Here is a 20,250-nt window from a genome sequence, read left to right as displayed (position 1 = left end):
AAAACTCCGGGAAATGGGCAAACGACAAGGTGGCAGCGACAAAAGATCAGCGCGCTTGAATTGATTTTAGGCGCACTCTGCAGGGGCTTTGTTGACGATGCCGCATCACAGCCATGCGCCGTCCGGAAATCGTCGGCGAGTGCCCGTACCGGTTCTGAGTCTTATATAAGATAGAATTCTTTTGCGACGCAGCATGGGGTTTATCCTTACCCTTGGCCCGCAAAAACCCCTCCATCCGATGGTCTTTAATTCCTCCAAAGAAGTCTTCATTCAGGGCATCACGCATGACGGCAAGACCTTCAGGCCCAGCGACTGGGCCGACAGGCTGTGCGGCGTGATGAGCCAGTTCCGGCCCGGCGGCCCGCAGCGCGGCAGCCACCTGACGTATTCACCCTGGTGCGTTCCCACGGTGGTCAACGGCGTCAAGTGCGTCGTGGTCAATGCCGAGTTGCGCGATGCCGAACCCATGGCCTGGGACTTCGCGCTCAATTTCGCCAAGGACAACAACCTGCAGATGGCCGAGGCCTGCCTGATTCCCGACATGCCCAAACGCTGACCTTTTTTCCGGCCACCGATGGGTACCGACATGAAAAAACCGCCCGATAGGGCGGTTTTTTCACTTTTGCTGCAGCGCACCCGACAAAACGGCAGACTGGCTTGTTGAAAAGTCAGTCCGGGCGATTTGCCTGAATGATCAGGCGGTTGCGGTTTCTGGGGCGGGTTTCAGGGCCAGGGCTTTCACCTTGGCGGACAGGCGGCTCTTGTCGCGCGCTGCCTTGTTCTTGTGGAAGATGCCCTTGTCGGAAATCGTGTCCACAATGCTTTGTGCCTTGGCGAACAGGTCTTTTGCCTTGTCCTTGTCGCCGGCCAGCACGGCCTTTTCGACGTTCTTGACAGCGGTGCGGTATTTGGAACGCAGCGAGGTGTTCGCGGCATTGAGTTTGACGTCCTGGCGGACGCGCTTGCGGCCGGAGGCGAGACGGGGGTTCTTTTTCTTGGGTTTGGCGGTTGCCATAATAAATTTCCTTTAATCCTGGGAGGAGTCTGTGGATGATGCAGCAAAGCCCGCGATTATACGATAGCGGGCTTTTTGCCTGAAGCCCGCGCAGCGCGGTGAACCTGGCCCAGCCTATTTGATGACGACGCCCCAGGGCAGCGTGCCCACGGCAATGTCGCGCAGACGGACGTTGCGCACGGTGTCGATGACCGAGATGCTGTTGGAGCGGCCGTTGGCAACGTAAAGTTTTTTGCCATCGGGCGTGAGGGCCATGTTCCAGGGGCGCTGGCCCACCGCGATGGTGGCAACGATGCGGTTGTCCCGCGTGTCGATCACCGACACGCTGGCTTCGCCGCCGTTGGAAACATAGACGCGGCTGCCGTCGGGATGCACGCTGATGCCGTTCGAGCGCTGGCCCGCCTTGATGTGCGTGAGCAGCTTGCTGGTGGCGGTGTCGATCACATAGACCTCGTTGCTGTTCTCGGTGGCCACGTAGGCGCGGCTGCCATCGGGCAGAAACCCGATGCCGCGCGGTCGCGCGCCCACGGCCACCTGGGCCACCTGCTCGCGCGTTGCCAGGTCGATGATGTCCACCGCTTCGCCTTCCTCGGCGCTGACGAACAGCTTGGTGCCGTCGGGGCTGAAGACCGCGTGCTCCGGATTGCGCCCCTTGACCTGGAGCGTGAACGCCACCTTGTTGGTCCGCGTGTCGGTGATGGCCACGGCATTGCTTTCCTCGATGGCGGCGGCAATCCAGTGGCCATCGGGCGACGCATAGACCCCTTCGGGCGACTCGCCGAGCGCAATGGTTCCGGCGGCGGCGCGCATTTTCAGGTCGATGATCTGCAGCCGGTTGTTGGGCTGGTCGCTGACGTAGAGCCAGTCGCCGCTGATGGCCAAGCCGCGCGGCTTTTTGCCGGCCGGGATGGTCGCGACCACTTCGTCGCTGGCGGTGTCGATGACTGATACCGTGCCCGACCCTTCATTTGCTACATAGGCGAAGGGCGCGGCGCTGATCGCGGCTGACCAGACGAGCAGCCCCGCTGTGGCCAGTCCTGCCAAATGCTGGCGAATATTCATGAGCGGCTCCGGTGCGTGAAGGGTTGAAGGGTTGAAGGAATCCGCGCTTTATCGCCGAACCGGCAAGCGCTGCGGCAGCATGCGGGAAAACACGGAATCGTGGTCCACCAGCTGGTGTTTCAGCGCGGCCAGCACATGCACGATCACCAGCGCCAGCAGCAGCCACGAACTGACGACGTGGATCTGGTTGAAGATGCCATACACCAGCTTGCTGTCGATGCCCCACGGTTTCAACGGGACCGCGTTGAAAAAGTGGATGCCAAACCGGCTGAAATTGGAGGCGATGTAGCCTGACAGCGGCATCACCAGCATCAGCACATACAGCAGGTAATGGCTGGCGGCCGCAGCCTGCTGCTGCCAGCGCGGGACCGAGTCCGGGAGCGGCGGCGGCGCATGCGTCAGGCGCCAGCCAAGCCGCAGCAGGATCACCAGCCCGATCAGCAGCCCGGTGCTTTTGTGCAGGTTGACAAAGTAGCCGCGCGCCGGAACGCCGCGCGCAATGGTTTCCAGGTACCAGCCGAAAGCAAACTGGCCGAGCAGCGAAACGGCCACAAGCCAGTGCAGCAGCATGGCGGTGCGGGTATAGCGTGCTTGCATGTCCGGGTCCGGCGCTGCCCGCCTAGCGCAGGCTGGTGATGTAGTGCGCCAGGTTTTCGATGTCGGCTTCGCTCAGGGTCTGCGCCACGCTGGTCATGTTGCCCGCATCGTTGGTGCGGTTCCTGGCCTTGAAATCCTTCAGCTGCTTGACGACGTAATCGTATTGCTGGCCCGCGACGCGTGGAATCTCGTTCTGGCCCGAGAAGCCACCGAGGTGGCACATGGCGCACAGGGTTTCGTCGGCCTTGGCCTTGCCCAGCCTGACTTTCCCGTCGTCCGCATTGAAGCTGGACGGCCTGGCGGTTTGCGCGGCGAAGTAGTTGGCGATGTTGATCATGTCGTCGCGGCTGAGCGGCGCTGCCATCGGGCTCATCACCGGATCATTGCGCCGGCCTTCCTTGAAGTCCTTGAGCTGGATGTAGAGGTAGCGCCAGGTCTGGCCGGCCAGGTTGGGGTAATTTCCGGTGCTTGAATTGCCATCGGCGCCATGGCAGGCTGCGCACGCCTGCGCCTTGGCGCGGCCGGCTTCAATGTCCTGCGCGGCAGCCGGCAGCCAGGCCAGCCCTGCCAAAAGGCTGAAAAGGCCGGCCATGGCAATCGCTGAAAGCCTGGGCAATTTCAAGCTGACTCCATTCAGACGTTTAAACCGTCGCTGCATGGCTGGGTCTAGCGCTGGCTTGCGGCGGTCTGGCCTGCAGCCGCAACGTTTTTAGGCAGCGCATAGACAAACATGGTGTTGCCACGCTTGAAGTCGAGCTGGGTATTGCCGCCGCAACCCATGGCCACGTACTGACGGTCCCTGACCGTGTAAGACACCGGCATTGCGTTGGCGCCCGCGCCGCACTGGTATTCCCACAGCAGCTTGCCGTTGCGCGCATCGAGCGCGCGGAACAGCCCATTGCCTTCGCCATAGAACAGCAGGTTGCCCGCCGTGGCCAGCGCGCCGCCGATCAGCGGCTGCGCGGAATCGAACTTCCAGGCCATCTTGCCGGTATCGACGTTGACAGCCGCGACGCGGCCCCATTGCTCCTCGCCCTCGATGGTCTTGAAGGCGCCGCCCAGCCACAGCTTTCCGCCCGGATAGGGCGCCTTTTCGACGTGGTAGGTCATGGGCTGGTGCAGGTTGAGCGCATATGCCATGCGAAGCTTCTCGTTGACCGCCATCGGCGACCATTCCACGCCGCCGTTGGCGCCGGGCAGCATGCGCGCGCCGGTTTCCGTGGGCAACACCCACATGTTTTCCTGCGGAATCATGGCATCTGAAAAACGGATCAGTTTGCCGTCTTTGCGGTCGTGTACGTAGATATGACCCGTTTTGCCACCATGAATGACGGCAGGAATCATCTTTCCAGTGCCGTCCTTCACATTGGTCAGGATAGGAGGGCTGACCGCGTCGAGGTCCCACACGTCATGGGCGATGTACTGGGAATGCCATTTGTATTGACCACTGTCCAGATCGACGGCCACCAGTGAATTGGTGTAGAGGTTGTCGCCGGGGCGTTCGGCGCCATACAGGTCGGGCGAAGGGTTGCCGACGACAAAGAAGATCGTCCGGGTCTTCAGGTCAACGGCCGGGTTCATCCACACGCCGCCGCCCAGCGTCTGGTAGAAGCTGCTGTCGCGCGCGAGTTGCTCTTTTTCGGCCTTGATGTCGCGGTGCATGTTGCGGCCGGTGGCATCGTTTTCGGCCCACACGCCTTCATGGCCCTTCTCAGGGATGGAGTGGAAGGTCCAGAGCAGCTTGCCGTCCTTGGCGTCAAAGGCCTTGACGAAGCCGCGAATGCCGTATTCGCCGCCATTGGTGCCGATCAGCACCTTGCCCTCGACCACGGTCGGCGACATCGTTTCGCTGTAGCCTTTTTCCGGATCGGCAATCTCGGTTTCCCACAGCAGCTTGCCGCTTTGCGCGTCGAGCGCCACCAGCTTGGCGTCGAGCGTGCCCATGAACAGCTTGCCGCCCTCGATGGCAACGCCACGGTTGTTCGGTCCACAGCAGAAGGTGGTGAACGGCCCCATCTTGTGCTTGTAGTGCCAGAACTCCTGGCCCGTCGTGGCGTCCAGCGCATAGACGTGGTTGAACGAAGTTGTCATGAACATCACGCCATCGACCACGATGGGCGCGGTTTCCATCGACTCGCGCACCTCGGTCTGGAAGCTGAATTCCGGCCTGAGGTTCTTGACGTTGCCGGTATTGATCTGCTGTCCGGGGTAATAACGGGTTTGCGCGTAGGAGCCGTTGGTTTGCAGCCAGTCCTTGGCCTGCTGGCCTGAGTTGTTGAGCTGCGCCTGCGAGACGCTGACGGCCTTGATGGCCGCTGGCGCGGCGGCCTTGCCTTTTTGCTGCTGTATTTCCTGCGCCTGCGCGGCACCCGCCACGCACAAGGCAAGCAGGGCGGCCAGCCCTGCGGGATGTTGGAGTCGAATCATGTTGTCTCCTCAAGCGTGGCCCCCGCCGCCAATCACACAGCGAACCATGCTTCAGCGGGTGGCCAGCACATGCAGCAGAACGACGCTGCCCCGGTTTGTTAATTCTTCAGATGCATGGATCGACTGAAAATTATGTGCCTGCGATGTTTTTTGAGGGGCTGGAGCCGACTTCCTTTCAATTGTTGCAATTGAGTACGCAACGCCCGCCGTGCGCCCGGCGACACCGCTTCAGCTGTTTTCCAGCAGCCTGGCGGCGGCGCTGAAATTGCCTTCGCGCGCCATGTCAGCAGCGGTTTTTCCACGGTTGTCCTTCAGGCTGCGGTCGGCGCCCTGGTCGAGCAGAAAGCGCACGGTTTGCACGTGGCCGTAGCCGGCGGCCCACATCAGCAGCGTCTCGTCATTGTCCAGGCGGGCATTGACCGGGGCGCCGGCGCGCAGGAATTCGGCCAGGCATTCGCTGCAGCCCACGCCGGCCGCATAGATGGCGGCATTTTTCCTGACGCGGTCCAGCGGCTCGATTCTGGCGCCAGCCGCCATGAGCTTGCGGACCATCGATGCATTGCCCTTGAAGGCCGCGCCCATCAGCGGAGTGACGCCCGAGATATTGGCCAGGTTGACATCGGCGCCAACGCGCAGCAGCACATCCACCAGCGCCTCGTTGCCCTTGCTGGCCGCCATGTTGAGCGGCGAGTCGCCGTTGCGGTCGCGCGAATTGACGGCCGCGCCATCGGCGAGCAGGGCCGCCACGCGTTCGGTTCGTCCCGCCCTGGCCGCCAAAACGAGTTCACCATTGATGTTGATCTTGTCCGCGCCCTTCTGGGCGAAAGCGGGCATCAGGGCCGCGCTTGAGAGCAGCAAGGCCAGGCATACCTTCACGGTCGAAACGGTTTTCATGACATCTCCTCCTTGTAAAAGTGGCGACATTGAAAGGACTGGAAAGTCCAGCCCATGGCAGCTTAAAACAGGCTGCGGACACCGACAAACAGCCGCCGCCCCGGCGCCGCCTCGAAATAGCGGCCGTTGTTGTCATTGACGATCAAGGACCCGGCATAGGTCTTGTCCAGCAGGTTGTCGATGCGGCCGTACAGCAGCATTTTTGCGCCGTTGAAGCTAAATTCCCGGCTCAGCCGCGCATTGAAGACCGCGTAGCCTGGCGCGGCATCGCTGTTGAGGTCGTTCACGTAGGTCTTGCTCTCCAGGCGCGTTTCCAGCCCGGCCTTGACCGACTCGGTGACGCTGGCCTGTACATCGGCGAACAGGCTGTGCCGTGGCGCGCCCGGCAGGCGGTTGCCGGCGGAAACCAATCCTTGCGCGCCAACGTAGGACGACCTGAATCGGGCATCGAGCAGGGTGTAGGCCAGGCGTGTTTCCAGGCCACCGGCCCAGCGGGCCGACCATGACGCTTCCAGGCCGCGCCGGGTGGTGCGGTCGGCATTCTGGAAAATCGCGCGGCCGCCGCTCGACTGCGACGAGACGATTTCGTCCCGGCTGCGGGCTTCGAACAGCGCCGCGTCAACACTGTGCGGGCCGCTGCGCAGCTTGACACCAATTTCGCCCTGCGTGCTTTTGGAGGCTTTCAGCGCAAAGTTGGGTCCGGGCGCGCCGCCCGGGCGGTAGGCGCTTTCGGCCAGCGTCGGCGTTTCGAATCCGGTGCCCAGGTTGGCGTATACATTGAGCGTGTCAGCGGCATGCCAGACCAGGCCGACGACCGGGCTGGTGTTGCGGTATTCGACGCTGCCGCTGGTGCTGCTGGCCCCCGGGTTGAAGCGGTCATCGACGCTGAAGCGCACCCGGCTGGCGCGAACGCCGGCAATGGCCTGCCAGTCGGGCGTGAAGGTCCAGTCAAGCTGGCCGAACACATCGGTATTGCGCGCCGTGTCGTCCTCGTTGCGGCGCAGCGCCCCGTTGTTGCCGGCAAGGTTGTCAAAGCCCTTGCGCGTTTCACGCAACTGGTCGGCCTCGACGCCCACGGTCCAGCGCACCGGCAGCTGGTTGACCTGCATCGCATGCGTCCAGCTGGCGCCGACGCCGCCGTAGCTGCGGTCGAGGTTGACCACGCCGTTGGCCTGGAACGCCAGTTTCTGGTCCACCTGGCGTGTGCCGCCATAGATGCGCGCATTGAGCGTGTCGCTGGCCGACAGTTTGTGTTCGGCCACCAGGCCGGCCTGGTTCTGTTCAATGGTCTTGCGGGTGTTGAAGGTGATGGCGCCCGGCACCACCTGGCGCGGGTTCTGCTGGAACTGCGAACGCGTCAGCCCGAGCGGGTCTTCGGCCAGCGGCTGGCGGAACAGGTTGACGATGCCGGTCAGCGTGGTGTCCGCCGACGGCCGGGCGACGACCTTGGCATTGAGCTGCTCGCGCCGGGCCGCGCTGTGGTCGCGAAAACCGTCGGTCGCGTAGCGCGACACGTCGAGCAGCCCGCCCAGCGTGTCGCTGCCGCCCGCAATGCCTGCGGCCAGTTGGCGCTGGCCGTCGGAGCCTGCGCCGGCCGAGAGGCTGTATTCAGGTTTCTCAAGCGTGACCGGCGGGTCCTTGCTGAACACCTGGAGCACGCCGCCGGCCGAATTGCCGTAGAGCTGGGCCAGCGGGCCGCGCAGCAGTTCGATGCGCCTGGCCGAGCTCAGGCTGGCGGTGGCGGCCTGGCCCTGGCCATCGGGCATGGTTGCCGGAATGCCGTCGATCAAAATGCGCACGCCGCGCACGCCAAAGGTCGAGCGCGTGCCAAAGCCGCGCACCGACACCTGCAAATCCTGCGCGAAGTTCTGCCGGTCGCGAATCTGCAGGCCGGGCACGCTGCCCATCAGCTCGGACAGGTTGACCAGCGGGGAAGCGGTGCGAAACGGATCGACCTGCACCGCGTCAATGGCGCCGGGCGCATCGAAGCGCCGCTGCTCGGCCCGGCTGGCGCTGATGACTACCTCCTGCAGCGCGGGGTTCGCGCCTACCTGCGCCCGGGTCGCCGGTGCCGCCAGGGCGATGGCAAGAAAGGCCGCGCAGGCCCGCCCGACGCCGTGGCGCGCAGGCATGCAAGGGGAAAGGACTGCGCCAGGCAGCAACGGGCGCGCTGTGCGAAAAAGGAGCAGTTGTGCAGTTGCTGGGCATGGCGTGGCTAATGAATGCATGGGTGAATGGGTGAATGGGTGAATCGATAGGCGAAGTGAACTCCGTTCCGGCCTGGCGCGCCATAGGGAAAACCTTTTTTTGATGTGGTGTTCACCGGGCTGGTGCCTGCACAAGCCGAACTCGACAAATTGGTTGCCGGACGTTGCTACTGTAAGCAGCGCATAAACTCCTGCGGTGTCACTTTTCAAATCCGCCTCCACCGTTTCCCTGTTCACATTGCTCTCCCGCATCACCGGCTTGGTGCGCGAACTGCTGATTGCCTCGTCGTTTGGCGCCAGCGCCATGACCGATGCCTTCAATGTGGCCTTTCGCATTCCCAACCTGTTTCGCCGCCTGTTCGCCGAGGGCGCCTTCAGCCAGGCCTTCGTGCCGGTGCTCGCGGCCAACAAGGCGCAGCACGGCGATGCCGCCACCAAGCTGCTCATCGACCGCGTCGCCACGCTGCTGACCTGGGTGCTGCTGCTGACCTGCATCGTGGGCGTGGCGGCCGCGCCGCTGCTGGTCTGGGCCATGGCCAGCGGGCTGCAGCAGGAGCCGCGCGGCTATGCGGCGGCCGTGGTCATGACGCGCTGGATGTTTCCTTACATCGCCTTCATGTCGCTGGTGGCGCTGTCGTCGGGCGTGCTCAACACCTGGCGGCGTTTTGCCGTGCCGGCCGCCACGCCGGTGCTGCTCAATGTGTCGATGATCGGCGCGGCCTGGCTGGGCGCGCCCTGGTTCAGGTCGCTGGGCATCGAGCCGGTGTATGCGCTGGGCGTCGGCGTGATGCTGGGCGGCGTGCTGCAGCTGGGCGTGCAGGTGCCGGCGCTGCTCAGGCTGGGCCTGATGCCGAACATCGGCTTCAGCGTGTCGGCGTTGCGGGCGGCATGGGCCGAGCCCGGCAGCAAGAACATTGCCAAGCTGATGGTGCCGGCCCTGCTGGGCGTCAGCGTCGCGCAAATCTCGCTGCTCATCAACACCCAGATCGCTTCGCACCTGGCGCCGGGCAGCGTCAGCTGGCTGACCTACGCCGACCGGCTGATGGAATTTCCCACCGCCATGCTGGGCGTGGCCATCGGCGTCGTGCTGACGCCGCAGCTGGCAGCCGCCAAGGGCGCGGGCGACGCCGCCAAATACTCGGCCATGCTCGACTGGGGGCTGCGCATCGTCGTGCTGCTGGCCGTTCCCTGCGCGGTGGCGCTGCTGACGTTCTCGGAGCCGCTGGTGGCCACGCTCTACCACTACGGCGCGTTTACTGATCGCGACGTGCAGCAGACCACCACCGCGCTGATGGGCTACGGCGCAGGCTTGCTCGGGCTGGTCGCCATCAAGGTGCTGGCGCCGGGTTTTTATGCCAGCCAGAACATCAAGACGCCGGTGAAAATCGCCGTGGTCGTGCTGGTGATCACACAACTGCTCAACCTGGCGCTGGTGCCGTATTTCCAGCATGCCGGACTGGCGCTGGCGATTGGCATCGGCGCGCTGATCAATGCGCTGAGCCTGCTGGTCGGGCTGATCCGGCGCGGCAGCTACACGCCGGCGCCGGGCTGGGTGCTGTTTGGCCTGCAGGTCTTTTCGGCCAGCGCGCTGCTGGCGGTGTTTTTGCTCTGGGCCGCCGATGGCGTGGACTGGATCGGCCTGAAGCACCAGTATTTTCAACGAATCGGGCTGCTTGCGCTTGTCCTGACTGCTTCTGCTGCTATCTATTTCATAGTTCTCCGGGTGTCCGGCCTGAAGCTGCGCAAGCTGCTGAAGCGCTGACGCGGCCGGGTGGACACGGTCACGCTTGACCAATCGCAAGCAGCGGTGTATTTACTGATACCCATTGGGGTTCGGTTTGTGAGAAAGTAGCGCCATGCCATTAAATTTTGCCGTCCCGTCGCCGCTTCAATACTTTTCCAGCCTGGTGCAAAGCGATGCGCATTTTCCCTTGCTGGAAGCCGCCGTCAGCCTGGCGCAGGACGAATACCCCGACCTGGACGTCGAGCAGGTGCTGGGCGATGTGGACCAGCTGCTGGCCCGCCTCAAGCGCCGGCTGCCCCTTGATGCGCCCGAACTGCAGCGCCTGCGCGCGCTGAACCAGTTCTTTTTCCGCGACCTGGGCTTTGGCGGCAACATCAACGACTACTACGACCCCGACAACAGCTACCTGAACACCGTGTTGCGCACGCGCCGGGGCATCCCGATCACGCTGGCCGTGCTGTGGCTGGAACTGGCCGTCGGCCTGGGCCTGAATGCGCGCGGCGTGGCCTTTCCGGGGCATTTCATGGTCAAGGTCAACCTGCCCAAGGGCCAGGTGGTGATCGACCCGTTCAACGGCCAGTCGCTGAGCCGCGAGGAACTGGCCGAGCGGCTGGAGCCTTTCCGGCAGCGCAGCCCCATCAGCGACGAGTTCGAGGTGCCGATGGGCCTGTACCTGCAGTCGGCGCCGCCGCGCGAGATCATTGCCCGCATGCTGCGCAACCTCCAGGACATCCACAAAACCCAGGAAGACTGGCCGCGCCTGATCGCCGTGCAGGACCGGCTGATCGTGCTGCAGCCCGACGCCTGGGCCGAATACCGCGACCGGGGGCTGGCCTGGGCGGCGCAGGGCGACGTGGGTTCCGCCGTTGCCGACCTCGAAATTTACCTGGCGCATGCCGACGATGCGCTGGACACCGACGCGATTGCCGCGCGCGTCAGCCAGTTGCGCCGCGCCGGCCACTGAAAATACAAGCAAAATAGCCCTTTTGCGCAGGCGGGTAGGGCGCAAGCAGCTACCTTTAAAGTAGCGTTATTGCGTCAATCCGCGCCAGCGCCACAGCAGCCCCAGCGCCGCCAGGCTGAACAAGGCGCCTGCCGCGAACGTAGCCGGCGCGCCCAGCTGGTCCCACAGCACACCGGCCACGGTGCTGGCCAGCAGCATCGCCAGTCCGCTGACCAGGTTGAAAAAACCAAAGGCCGTGCCGCGCAGGTCGGCTGGCGCCGTGTCGGCCACCATGGTGGCCAGCAGTCCCTGCGTCATCGCCATGTGCAGCCCCCACAGCACGATGCCGGCCGAGACCCAGGCCAGGCTGCTGCCGGACGCCAGCACGGCATCGGCAGCGATCAGCACCACCAGCCCCCAGGCCAGCAGCACGCGGTGGCTGACGGCGTCCGACAGTTTGCCAAACGGATAGGCGCCCAAGGCATAGACGATGTTCATGCCGATCAGCACCAGCGGCGTGTACGCCACCGGCAGGCCGCCCTGCAGCGCGCGCAGCAGTAAAAACGCCTCGCTGAAGCGGGCGAGCGTGAACACCGCGCCAATGGCGACCACGCGCCAGTAGGGCGCGCTCAGCCGGCGCAGGTTGGCTTTGCTGATCGGGTTGACGCGCGGCGCCTCGCCGGTCACGCGCACGCGCTCGGGCTCCTGCACGCCGAACAGCAGCAGCGCCACCGCCATGAAGCCCGGCACCATCGCCACCCAGAAAATTGCCCGGAAGTCATTCGCCCAGAGCAGCATCAGGCCCATGGCGATCAGCGGGCCGACGAAGGCGCCCACGGTGTCGAGCGATTGGCGCAGGCCAAACGCCGCGCCGCGCATGCCCGGCGGCGCCAGGTCGGCCACCAGCGCATCGCGCGGCGCGCCGCGAATGCCCTTGCCGACGCGGTCGATGAGCCGCGCGGCCAGCACCAGGCCGGTGGTGGATGCCAGCGCGAACAGTGGCTTGGAGGCCGCGCCCAGGCCGTAGCCCAGCACCGCCAGCGGCTTGCGCTTGCCCCAGTAGTCGCTGAGCACGCCCGAGAACACCTTGACGATCAGCGCCGTGGCCTCGGCAGCGCCTTCGATCAGCCCGACAGCCCACATGCTGGTGCCCAGCACCGTGACCATGAAGACCGGCAGCAGGCTGTGGATCATTTCCGAAGAAATGTCCATCAAGAGGCTGACAAAGCCCAGCGCCCAGATGGCGGCGGGGAGGCGGGGAGGGGGGCTGGCGGGTTGGGTCATTGGGGAGACAGAAATGGTTCAAGCCTTGTCGTGAATGGCCCGCAGCATCGCCTCGCGCAGGATGGCGTTGATCCGCGTTTGGTAGCCTTTACCCTGGCCCTTGAGCCACAGCAAAACATCGGAATCAACCCGTACGGTCGTTACCTGCTTGGTTGGCTTGTAGAACGGATTGCGAACGGCGTTCTTCCAGAAATCATCGCCCAGCGGCGGAATGTCGCTGTAGTCGATGTCGCTGTCCGGCATCTTGGCCAGCACGCTCAGTCTGGCCCGTTGCTCTTCGCTGAGCGGTGATGGGCTCTGCAAGTCAATTTCTCGTTTAACCAGCTTGGTTTTCATAGCGTTTTCTCTCCTTGCGGTCAGCGGCTCGTGCCGAAATGATCCGGATGATCTCGATTCCTTCGCCATCCTCGCCAACGGTATGCGCCACCAGCAGCAACCAATAGCCGCCGACGCTGCCCAATGTTTGCCAGCTCAACTCGCCGCCTTCGATCCGGTCCTGGCTCATCATGGCGAACGGGTCTGCGAACACGGCGATGGCGTCATCGAAGGCGACGCCATGCTTGTGCAAGTTGCTTTGTGCCTTGGCGATATCCCATTCGAATTTGGTTGTCATCCGATATTGTTAATACATTTTTATAAGTTTTCAAAAGAATAGCAAGTTAAGTCCACAACTGGCAGTCAACATCACTCTGCGTGCTTCACGCCGTGTTTGACTGATGGTGGCATTGCCCTATTTTTCACGCCGCAATTCTGCATAACCAGGATTTTCATGCCAGCCCTACGCGCCTCCTATTCCATCGCAGCTGAGGTTTTGCAACGCTTCAATGCGCTGGTGCCCTCCAGTGAGCGCAGCAAAACAGTGCAATCCCTGATGGAAAGTTTTCTTGAACCCCACGAGCAAAGCCTTGAATCCGTGGCCAGCGAGTTCGCCACCCACCCCGATTTCGCCGAAGCCAGAGCCGATGCGTTGCTGTGGGATGCGACGTCGCTTGACGGCTTGTCCGAGCCGACCCCATGAATATTGAGCGCGGCAGCATCTATCGCGTCAATCTTGACCCCACCATCGGCAGCGAACAACAGTGCAACGCCCGGCCTTGCGCGGTGTTGACCCTGACGGCCTACAACCGGCAGCTACGCACCGTGGGCGTGGTGCCGCTGACCTCATCCCCACGGGCGCTTGCCCCGTTAATCGTTCCGGTGCCCTCTGCGGGCAAGGCAAGCTCCATGGCCCTGTGCCATCAGATTCGCACCATTGATAAAACCCGCATTGGCAAACTGCTGGGCGCGCTTCGCGCGGAGGACATGGCGGTTGTGGAGGATGGCGTGCGCAGGGTGCATGGCTTGTGAATGGTGGCATATTGCAATGCAAGACCTGACCCTATCAATGCCGGGGCTGGCGGGTCGGGTCATGGGGGATTTCCTTGACTACTTTGCTCGCTGTTGAACAGTGCAGTTTCAATACGCCGCGACCCGTCAGGCCTGCAGCGTGTTCAAGCGCAGCATCAATGTCATCGGGTGCTGCGGCGATTCCTGGAAACCATAGTGCTCGTAGAACTGTTTGGCCCGGTCGTGAAGGGCGTGAACGAGCAATGCCCGGACCCCGGCGTTGTGTGACACGGCCACAGCCCGATTGACGGCGTCTTGCAGCAAGGCGGCTCCGAGCTTGATACCCTGCGCCCGATGGTCAACCGCCAAGCGAGCCAGCACCATTACCGGGACAGGGTCGGGCATGTTCCGTCGCACGCCACTCGTGGCCATCAGGTGAGAAACAGCCCCGGCTGCCATCGCGTAATAGCCGAAAACGCGACCGTCCTGATCCGTGACGACGAACGTGCGGCTGGCCCCGCTGAACTGATTGGCCAGCGCCCGGCGCGTGAGCCATTCATTGAGACTGGTTTCCCCGCAGGTGAATCCGTCCAGGAGATGGGTCGCCGCGAGTGCTTGCGGTGCGCTCAGCAGCAAGTTCATGCCGTGCCGGTATTCCAGGGCGACTTTACGGCCATCAGGCGTTCGAGCCCAGGATTGGGGCCGGGGGGCGCGTCCAGCATGGCGGTGAATTGCTTGAACCTGTCGGCGTCCAGGCTGAAAAAGACCTGATCCAGCACGACCGTCCGCGCACGGTCGCAGGCGGCTTCGAGCATGAAATCCGAACGGTTCTTGCCCAGCAGGCTGGCAGCGTGATCGATCAGGTCACGCTGCTCGGGCAAGGCTCGCAGGTTGATGGCGGCGTCACGCATGGGTTGCTCCTTGGATGTAGATGGATTAGATACACAAATTGTATTATGGTGTGTATCTGTTGTCAATACGATTGGGGTGAGCGGCGAAGCAGAGTTGGATATCCAGAAAGGGAGGCAAACGGGGTGCATGGCTCGTGAACGCTGCATGATGGTGGTGCAGCTGGCATCGTTGCAATAGAGACTGCGTTGACTTACCGCAAGCTCAACCGTCAAAGATAATCTGTGGCAACACTATATTTTCAGGAGGCTTGATGGCACTATCGTTTTTGATTGGGGTTCTTGGCAAAGAAATTGGTCTCCCACTCGCAAGAAAGCTTGTTTCTGGACTTGTTTCCGGCCAGGATCCAGCAAGTAGGGTCGAAAAAATCACGGCTTTGGTAAAAAACGGGTCCACGGCAATGGCCGCGTTTCAGAATACGTTTGGCGTTGTTGATTTTGACAAAGCATTGACGACAGCGATTGGCAACGGTGCCAAAGGGTGGACTTACGAGGCGGGTCGAGAGGAATATGTCCAGATTGAGCAAATTGAAGGATCACCTCGGTTGCCTACGAGTCTGTTGCGCGAGGAACTAAATCTTAATTTGGATCGAATTATTCGGACTCGTGGCAGCAAAGACGCTGATATCAACAATTATTTCATTGGCCTCTTTCGTCAATGGCAAGAGAGGTATGTGGAGTTGATTGGTGATAGTGAGGATTCCAGAATCACTTTCAAGACTGTCGAAAGCTTGCTGGATGGGCGAAAGAAAAGTTTCGCTGATGTTTTTCGCATGTTGCAAAAAACTGGCTTAGGCATGGCTGGTGCCGCGTTGGTTATACAAGCTGCACTCATCGCAACAAGCACGGGCGTCGGAATTATGGTGTGGATAACGACTGCATTTGTGGGTATCCCGATGGTGCAAGTCGGAGCATTAGCCGTAGCAGGTGGGTTGTTGTTTGGTCTATCCAGAATGGATTTTGCGTCGTCAAACGCCAAATCTGCCACTATTGCTGTAGCTTATAAATTGTTGGATCGTTGTTCCAACACCAAACTTCGTTGAGTGTAAAAGCATGGGGTCAAGTCTTGCATTGCAACATTTCCCTTCCCCCATTCTGGCCTTGCGGTCACATGCCCCAGCCTGAAATTTTTCAGCCCACAGTAACGCTAGCCCCCTCACCCCGAGCCGCAATCACCCCAATCTCATAAACCGTCTCACCCGCGTCACGCAGCATGTCGGCGCAGGCGGCGGCGCTGGCCGCGTCGATCACCACGACCATGCCGATGCCGTTGTTAAACGTGCGGTTCATTTCAAAATCCGAAATCGCGGCAGTCGCCTGCAGCCAGGCAAACAGCTCGGTCTGCGGCCAGCTGCCCTTGACCAGGTGCGCCGCCGTGCCTTCGGGCAGCACGCGGGGAATGTTTTCCAGCAGGCCGCCGCCGGTGATGTGGGCCAGCGCCTTGATCGGGTGCGCGGCCAGCGCGGCCAGCACGTTCTTCACGTACAGGCGGGTCGGCTGCATCAGCGCCTCTTTGAACGGCTTGCCGTCCAGCGTGGCGGGCAGGTCGCTGCCAGCGCGCTCGATGCATTTGCGCACCAGGCTGAAACCATTGGAATGCACGCCGCTGCTGGCCAGGCCGAGCACCACGTCGCCCGGTATCACGTCCTTGCCAGTCAGGATTTTGGATTTTTCTACCGCGCCGACGGCAAAACCGGCCAGGTCGTATTCGCCCGACGGGTACATGCCGGGCATCTCGGCGGTTTCGCCGCCGATCAGCGCGCAGCCGCTCAGCTCGCAGCCCCTGGCGATGCCGCCGACCACGGCGGCGGCGGTGTCCACGTCGAGCTTGCCGCAGGCGAAATAGTCCAGGAAAAACAGCGGCTCGGCGCCTTGCACCAGCACGTCGTTGACGCTCATGGCGACCAGGTCGATGCCGACGGTGTCGTGCATGTTCCATTCAAAGGCCAGCTTGAGCTTGGTGCCCACGCCGTCGGTGCCGCTGACCAGCACAGGCTCCTTGTAGCGCTTGGGCACTTCAAACAGGGCGCCAAAGCCGCCGATGCCGGCCAGCACGCCTTCGCGCATGGTTTTCTTGGCCAGCGGCTTGATGCGTTCAACCAGGGCGTCGCCCGCGTCGATGTCAACGCCGGCGTCTTTGTAGGAAAGGGGGGTAGTGGTCATGGTGTCGGGGGTAATGCGGTGGGAGCCGGGAAAGCTCGAAGGGGCAGGGCGGTGGTCGGGAGCCGGCTGGCCAAGCCCGATAGAATCCAGCCTGAGATTCTAAAGGCTATCCCCCTAGCTTCTGCCGGCCCTTTGCGGGCCAGCGCATTCCAAGGCTTCATGCAACCTACCCTGATCCCCCAACGCACCGCGACCTGGTGCCCGACCCGCGCACCGGCCGCCAGGCGCCTTTCGCGTGTCCTCTGAAGCCGGGATGCGAACCGCCAAGCCAGCCATGAAACAACTTGCCCTGGACATCGGACTCGCATCCGACCCCGCGTTTGCCAATTTTTTCGTCGGACCGAATGAAGCGGCGGTACGGCAGCTGGCGTCATGGGCGCAAAGTCCGCCGGAGTCGCCTGTGCCGACCTACCTCTGGGGCGACGAAGCCAGCGGCAAGACGCATCTGCTCAAGGCGGTCAGCCAAGCCTTGCGCGACCAGGGCGCTTCGAGCGGCTGGATGGATGCGTCGATGCTGGAGCCGCCGGAGTTCAACGAATCGTGGTCGGCCGTCATCATGGACGACTGCCACCTTTATTCCGCAGCGCAGCAGCGAACCGCCTTCAACTGGTTCGTCAATGCGTTGAGCACCGACGACGGCCACCCGCGCTGGGTGGTGGCCGCCGGCAATGTGCCGCCGGCCGATCTGCCGCTGCGCGAGGACCTGCGCACCCGCCTGGGCTGGGGCCATGTGTTTGCCCTGCAGGCGCTGAGCGACGACGAGCGGCGCGCCGTGATCAAGCAGGAAGCCGACGCGCGCGGCTTTTTGCTCGGCGGCGAGGTGATGGATTTCATGCTGACGCGCTTTTCGCGCGACCTGGGCAGCCTGATGCAACTGCTCGACAAGCTCGACAGCTACGCGCTGCAAACCAAGCGGGCCATCACGATCCCGCTGATCAAAACCATGCTGGAGACGGAATGACGGTTGAGGTGAATGCTGACAAAGCAGGCAAGGAGCAAGACGTGCGCCGCGCCAGGCCGCCCCAAGCAAGCACAGCCCCCCCGGGGGGCAGCGAGCCACACGCAGTGAGCGAGCGTGGGGGTGAAGTTCACCGCGCCAGGCCGCCCCAAGCAAGCACAGCCCCCCCGGGGGGCAGCGAGCCACACGCAGTGAGCGAGCGTGGGGGTGAAGTTCACCGCGCCGGGCCGCCCCAAGCAAGCACAGCCCCCCCGGGGGGCAGCGCATTACACGAAGTGAAAAGCGTGGGGGCACGTGTGAAACTGGCGTTATTTGATCTGGACCACACCCTGATCCCGATTGATTCCGACTACGAATGGGGCGAGTTCACGATTGCGCTGGGCTGGTGCGACGCGACCGAATTCAAGCGCCGCAATGCCGAGTTCTTTGAGCAATACCGCGCCGGAACGCTCGACATCCATGACTATGTGCGTTTTGCCACCCAGGCCATCCGCAAACAAGGCGCTATAAATTCAATAGCTGCTCACGCCCGCTTCATGAGCGAGATCGTGCATAAAGCCATAAAAAGCCAGGCGCTGGAACTGGTCGGGTGGCACCGCGCGGCCGGCGACGAGCTGGTCATCGTGACGGCCACCAACGAATTCGTGACCCGTCCGATTGCCGATGCCTTTGGCGTATCGGAACTGATCGCGGTTGAGCTGGAGCGCGACGCCCGGGGCCAGCTGACCGGCGAAATCCGGGGCACGCCGTCGGCCAGGGAAGGCAAGGTCACGCGCATGGAACAATGGCTGACCGCCCGGAATCTGGGCTGGGACGATGTGCACACGACGTTTTACACCGATTCGATGAACGATCTGGCGCTGCTGGAAAAGGTCACCGATCCGGTCGCCACCAACCCCGACCCGCGCCTGCGGGCACTGGCCACTGAACGCGGATGGCGCATACTTGACCTGTTTTAAGCGCCAAGGATGGCGCTTGCCGCCGGGCAGCGGCGGCCGCCTCCGGCCTGAAGCGCGTAGGGACAACGCTTGCTGCCAAGGGGCGGCATCTCCCTCAAATTTTTAAATTTCATGATCAAAAAATTCATCGACAAGCTGTTCGGCAAAGCCGACGGCACCGAATCCCCTTCCAAACGGATTCCAAAGTCCCCCTTCGGCAAACGCCACGACATCGAGTTCAAGGACCACGGCATCAACGTCAAGCTGGTGGACGAACGCGCCATGGACGTGGTGCATGTTCTGAAGCAGGCGGGTTTCGAGGCATACATCGTCGGCGGCGCGGTGCGCGACCTGCTGGTGGGCCTGCGGCCGAAGGACTTCGACGTGGCCACCGACGCCACGCCCGAGCAGGTCAAGTCGCTGTTTCGCCGCGCCTTCATCATCGGCCGGCGCTTTCGCATCGTCCACGTCATCTACGGCCGGGGCCGCGAGCATGAGGTGATAGAGGTCTCGACCTTTCGCGCCCACATGGACAATGCCCTGGCCGAGCAGGTCGGCGGCAACGAGCGCACCAGCAAGAGTGAACTCGCCGGCATGAAGCATGCCGTGCATGCGTCGGGCCGCGTGCTGCGCGACAACGTCTGGGGGCCGATGGAGGAAGACGCCGCGCGGCGCGACTTCACCATCAACGCCATGTACTACGACCCGGAAACGCAAGTCGTCGTCGATTACCACAACGGCATTGGCGACGCGAAGAAAAAGATCGTCCGCATGATCGGCAACCCGGCGCTGCGCTACCGCGAAGACCCGGTGCGCATCATCCGTGCCGTGCGTTTTGGCGCCAAGCTCAATGCGCTGGGCTTCAAGTTCGAGGAAAAAACGGCGGCGCCGCTGAAGGAAATGTGCGGCCTGCTGGCCGACGTTCCGCAGTCGCGGCTGTTCGACGAAATGCTGAAGTTGCTGCAGACCGGCCATTCGCTGGCCAGCATCGCCCAGCTCAAGGAGCTCGGCATGGGCACCGGCATTTACCCGCTGCTCGACGTGGTGGTTGAAATGTCCGACGACCCGTTCCTGAAACTGGCGCTGCAGGACACCGACCGCCGCGTCGGCGAAGGCAAGCCGGTCGCGCCCAGCTTTTTGCTGTCATGCGTGCTCTGGTCCGATGTGCGCAGCGGCTGGGACCGGCGCCTCAAGCGCAATGAACCCCCGATGCCGGCGCTGCAGGACGCGATTGACGAGGCGTTCAACAGCAAGATCGGCGATGTGTCGGGACGCGGCAAGCTGGGCATCGACATGCGCGAAATCTGGACCATGCAGCCGCGTTTTGAAAAGCGCGTGGGCAATGCGCCGTATTCGCTTCTGGAGCAGCCGCGCTTTCGGGCGGGCTTTGACTTTTTGCGCCTGCGAGGCCAGATCGGCGAGATCGACCCGGCGCTGGGCGAATGGTGGGAAAAGTTCAGCACCGCCTATGACGACGAGCGCCACGACATGATCGAGGCGATTCGCGAGACGCAGCAGAAAAAGCCGCAGGCGCGCACACGCGTTAAGCGGGCCGTTGCCGACGAGGGCGCTCGGCCCGTTGACACGGCGCCAGCGCTATCGTCCGGCAGCAGCCCGGGTGACGGTGACGGGCTGGAACTGCCCTTGCAGGAAGGCGATGCCGCCCCGGCCAAGAAACGCCGGCGCCGCCGTAAGTCCGCCAGCCGTGCGGCCGAGGGCCAGGAGGGCAGCGGCGACACGCCCCAGTCCACCGGCGCTTCGCCAACAGCCGACCACTAAGGGAA

At 62.8% G+C, this 20,250-nt stretch carries 22 protein-coding genes; 9 read left to right on the top strand and 13 right to left on the bottom strand.

Annotated elements, in window-relative coordinates:
- Positions 1-238 precede the first annotated feature (238 nt).
- Positions 239-556, top strand: coding sequence for a DUF3579 domain-containing protein (locus EC86_RS0109900; RefSeq protein ID WP_029525485.1), 318 nt, complete (start codon positions 239-241; stop codon positions 554-556).
- 138 nt (positions 557-694) lie between these two features.
- Here the strand turns inward: EC86_RS0109900 and rpsT are convergent, their stop codons facing one another.
- From rpsT to EC86_RS0109865, 7 genes are all read right to left on the bottom strand, one after another.
- A complete protein-coding gene (gene rpsT / locus EC86_RS0109895; protein WP_029525484.1) occupies positions 695-1,015 on the bottom strand; it encodes a 30S ribosomal protein S20 in 321 nt (106 codons plus the stop codon).
- A gap of 114 nt (positions 1,016-1,129) precedes the next feature.
- Complete coding sequence (locus EC86_RS0109890; RefSeq protein WP_029525483.1) at positions 1,130-2,077, bottom strand: beta-propeller fold lactonase family protein; 948 nt, start codon at positions 2,075-2,077, stop codon at positions 1,130-1,132.
- A 48-nt stretch (positions 2,078-2,125) separates the two neighbouring features.
- Positions 2,126-2,674, bottom strand: a complete 549-nt coding sequence (locus EC86_RS0109885) for a cytochrome b (protein ID WP_036772057.1) — start codon at positions 2,672-2,674, stop codon at positions 2,126-2,128.
- A gap of 22 nt (positions 2,675-2,696) precedes the next feature.
- Complete coding sequence (locus tag EC86_RS0109880) at positions 2,697-3,266, bottom strand: cytochrome c4 (protein WP_051675811.1); 570 nt, start codon at positions 3,264-3,266, stop codon at positions 2,697-2,699.
- Positions 3,267-3,340: 74 nt separating this feature from the next.
- Positions 3,341-5,101 (bottom strand): pyrroloquinoline quinone-dependent dehydrogenase, encoded by a 1,761-nt coding sequence (locus EC86_RS0109875; RefSeq protein WP_051675810.1) that lies wholly within the window; start codon positions 5,099-5,101, stop codon positions 3,341-3,343.
- A gap of 228 nt (positions 5,102-5,329) precedes the next feature.
- Positions 5,330-5,995, bottom strand: a complete 666-nt coding sequence (locus EC86_RS0109870) for an ankyrin repeat domain-containing protein (protein WP_036772054.1) — start codon at positions 5,993-5,995, stop codon at positions 5,330-5,332.
- A gap of 62 nt (positions 5,996-6,057) precedes the next feature.
- Positions 6,058-8,127, bottom strand: coding sequence for a TonB-dependent receptor family protein (locus tag EC86_RS0109865; RefSeq protein ID WP_051675809.1), 2,070 nt, complete (start codon positions 8,125-8,127; stop codon positions 6,058-6,060).
- A 271-nt stretch (positions 8,128-8,398) separates the two neighbouring features.
- On the opposite strand from EC86_RS0109865, the gene murJ reads away from it, so the two are divergent.
- Positions 8,399-9,964 (top strand): murein biosynthesis integral membrane protein MurJ, encoded by a 1,566-nt coding sequence (gene murJ, locus EC86_RS0109860; RefSeq protein ID WP_029525477.1) that lies wholly within the window; start codon positions 8,399-8,401, stop codon positions 9,962-9,964.
- A 94-nt stretch (positions 9,965-10,058) separates the two neighbouring features.
- Positions 10,059-10,910, top strand: a complete 852-nt coding sequence (locus EC86_RS0109855; protein WP_029525476.1) for a SirB1 family protein — start codon at positions 10,059-10,061, stop codon at positions 10,908-10,910.
- Positions 10,911-10,976: 66 nt separating this feature from the next.
- Here the strand turns inward: EC86_RS0109855 and EC86_RS0109850 are convergent, their stop codons facing one another.
- The 3 genes from EC86_RS0109850 to EC86_RS0109840 are packed head-to-tail and all read right to left on the bottom strand — an operon-like array spanning position 10,977 to position 12,786.
- Positions 10,977-12,173, bottom strand: a complete 1,197-nt coding sequence (locus tag EC86_RS0109850) for an MFS transporter (protein ID WP_029525475.1) — start codon at positions 12,171-12,173, stop codon at positions 10,977-10,979.
- A gap of 18 nt (positions 12,174-12,191) precedes the next feature.
- Entirely contained in the window at positions 12,192-12,509 is a 318-nt protein-coding gene (locus EC86_RS0109845) for a BrnA antitoxin family protein (protein ID WP_029525474.1), read from the bottom strand.
- Complete coding sequence (locus EC86_RS0109840; RefSeq protein WP_029525473.1) at positions 12,490-12,786, bottom strand: BrnT family toxin; 297 nt, start codon at positions 12,784-12,786, stop codon at positions 12,490-12,492. Before EC86_RS0109840 ends, EC86_RS0109845 begins: the two co-directional genes overlap by 20 nt.
- Positions 12,787-12,942: 156 nt before the next feature.
- Between EC86_RS0109840 and EC86_RS0109835 the strand changes: the two genes are divergently transcribed.
- Positions 12,943-13,191 (top strand): hypothetical protein, encoded by a 249-nt coding sequence (locus tag EC86_RS0109835; protein ID WP_029525472.1) that lies wholly within the window; start codon positions 12,943-12,945, stop codon positions 13,189-13,191.
- The gene (locus tag EC86_RS0109830) at positions 13,188-13,520 is read left to right on the top strand and encodes a type II toxin-antitoxin system PemK/MazF family toxin (protein WP_051675808.1); all 333 of its coding nucleotides are present in this window, start codon (positions 13,188-13,190) and stop codon (positions 13,518-13,520) included. Before EC86_RS0109835 ends, EC86_RS0109830 begins: the two co-directional genes overlap by 4 nt.
- 126 nt (positions 13,521-13,646) lie before the next feature.
- Here the strand turns inward: EC86_RS0109830 and EC86_RS0109825 are convergent, their stop codons facing one another.
- Together EC86_RS0109825 and EC86_RS0109820 are read right to left on the bottom strand one after the other, a co-directional pair.
- A complete protein-coding gene (locus EC86_RS0109825; RefSeq protein WP_029525470.1) occupies positions 13,647-14,141 on the bottom strand; it encodes a GNAT family N-acetyltransferase in 495 nt (164 codons plus the stop codon).
- Positions 14,138-14,410, bottom strand: coding sequence for a type II toxin-antitoxin system TacA family antitoxin (locus tag EC86_RS0109820; RefSeq protein WP_029525469.1), 273 nt, complete (start codon positions 14,408-14,410; stop codon positions 14,138-14,140). The genes EC86_RS0109825 and EC86_RS0109820 overlap by 4 nt, the downstream gene beginning before the upstream one ends.
- 251 nt (positions 14,411-14,661) lie before the next feature.
- On the opposite strand from EC86_RS0109820, the gene EC86_RS0109815 reads away from it, so the two are divergent.
- The gene (locus EC86_RS0109815) at positions 14,662-15,450 is read left to right on the top strand and encodes a hypothetical protein (RefSeq protein ID WP_029525468.1); all 789 of its coding nucleotides are present in this window, start codon (positions 14,662-14,664) and stop codon (positions 15,448-15,450) included.
- A gap of 88 nt (positions 15,451-15,538) precedes the next feature.
- Here the strand turns inward: EC86_RS0109815 and purM are convergent, their stop codons facing one another.
- Complete coding sequence (gene purM / locus EC86_RS0109810) at positions 15,539-16,570, bottom strand: phosphoribosylformylglycinamidine cyclo-ligase (protein ID WP_029525467.1); 1,032 nt, start codon at positions 16,568-16,570, stop codon at positions 15,539-15,541.
- Positions 16,571-16,844: 274 nt separating this feature from the next.
- Here purM and hda point away from each other — a divergent pair, with 274 nt between their 5' ends.
- The 3 genes from hda to pcnB all read left to right on the top strand — a co-directional run bounded on the left by hda (position 16,845) and on the right by pcnB (position 20,245).
- Positions 16,845-17,531 (top strand): DnaA regulatory inactivator Hda, encoded by a 687-nt coding sequence (gene hda, locus EC86_RS0109805; RefSeq protein WP_029525466.1) that lies wholly within the window; start codon positions 16,845-16,847, stop codon positions 17,529-17,531.
- 293 nt (positions 17,532-17,824) lie between these two features.
- Positions 17,825-18,487 (top strand): HAD family hydrolase, encoded by a 663-nt coding sequence (locus tag EC86_RS0109800; protein WP_084181261.1) that lies wholly within the window; start codon positions 17,825-17,827, stop codon positions 18,485-18,487.
- Positions 18,488-18,598: 111 nt separating this feature from the next.
- Positions 18,599-20,245, top strand: a complete 1,647-nt coding sequence (gene pcnB, locus EC86_RS0109795; protein WP_029525464.1) for a polynucleotide adenylyltransferase PcnB — start codon at positions 18,599-18,601, stop codon at positions 20,243-20,245.
- Positions 20,246-20,250: the final 5 nt, after the last annotated feature.

The sequence above is a fragment of the Polaromonas glacialis genome (assembly GCF_000709345.1).
GTDB lineage: Bacteria > Pseudomonadota > Gammaproteobacteria > Burkholderiales > Burkholderiaceae_C > Polaromonas > Polaromonas glacialis.
This window is presented reverse-complemented; position numbering and strand designations above follow the sequence as displayed.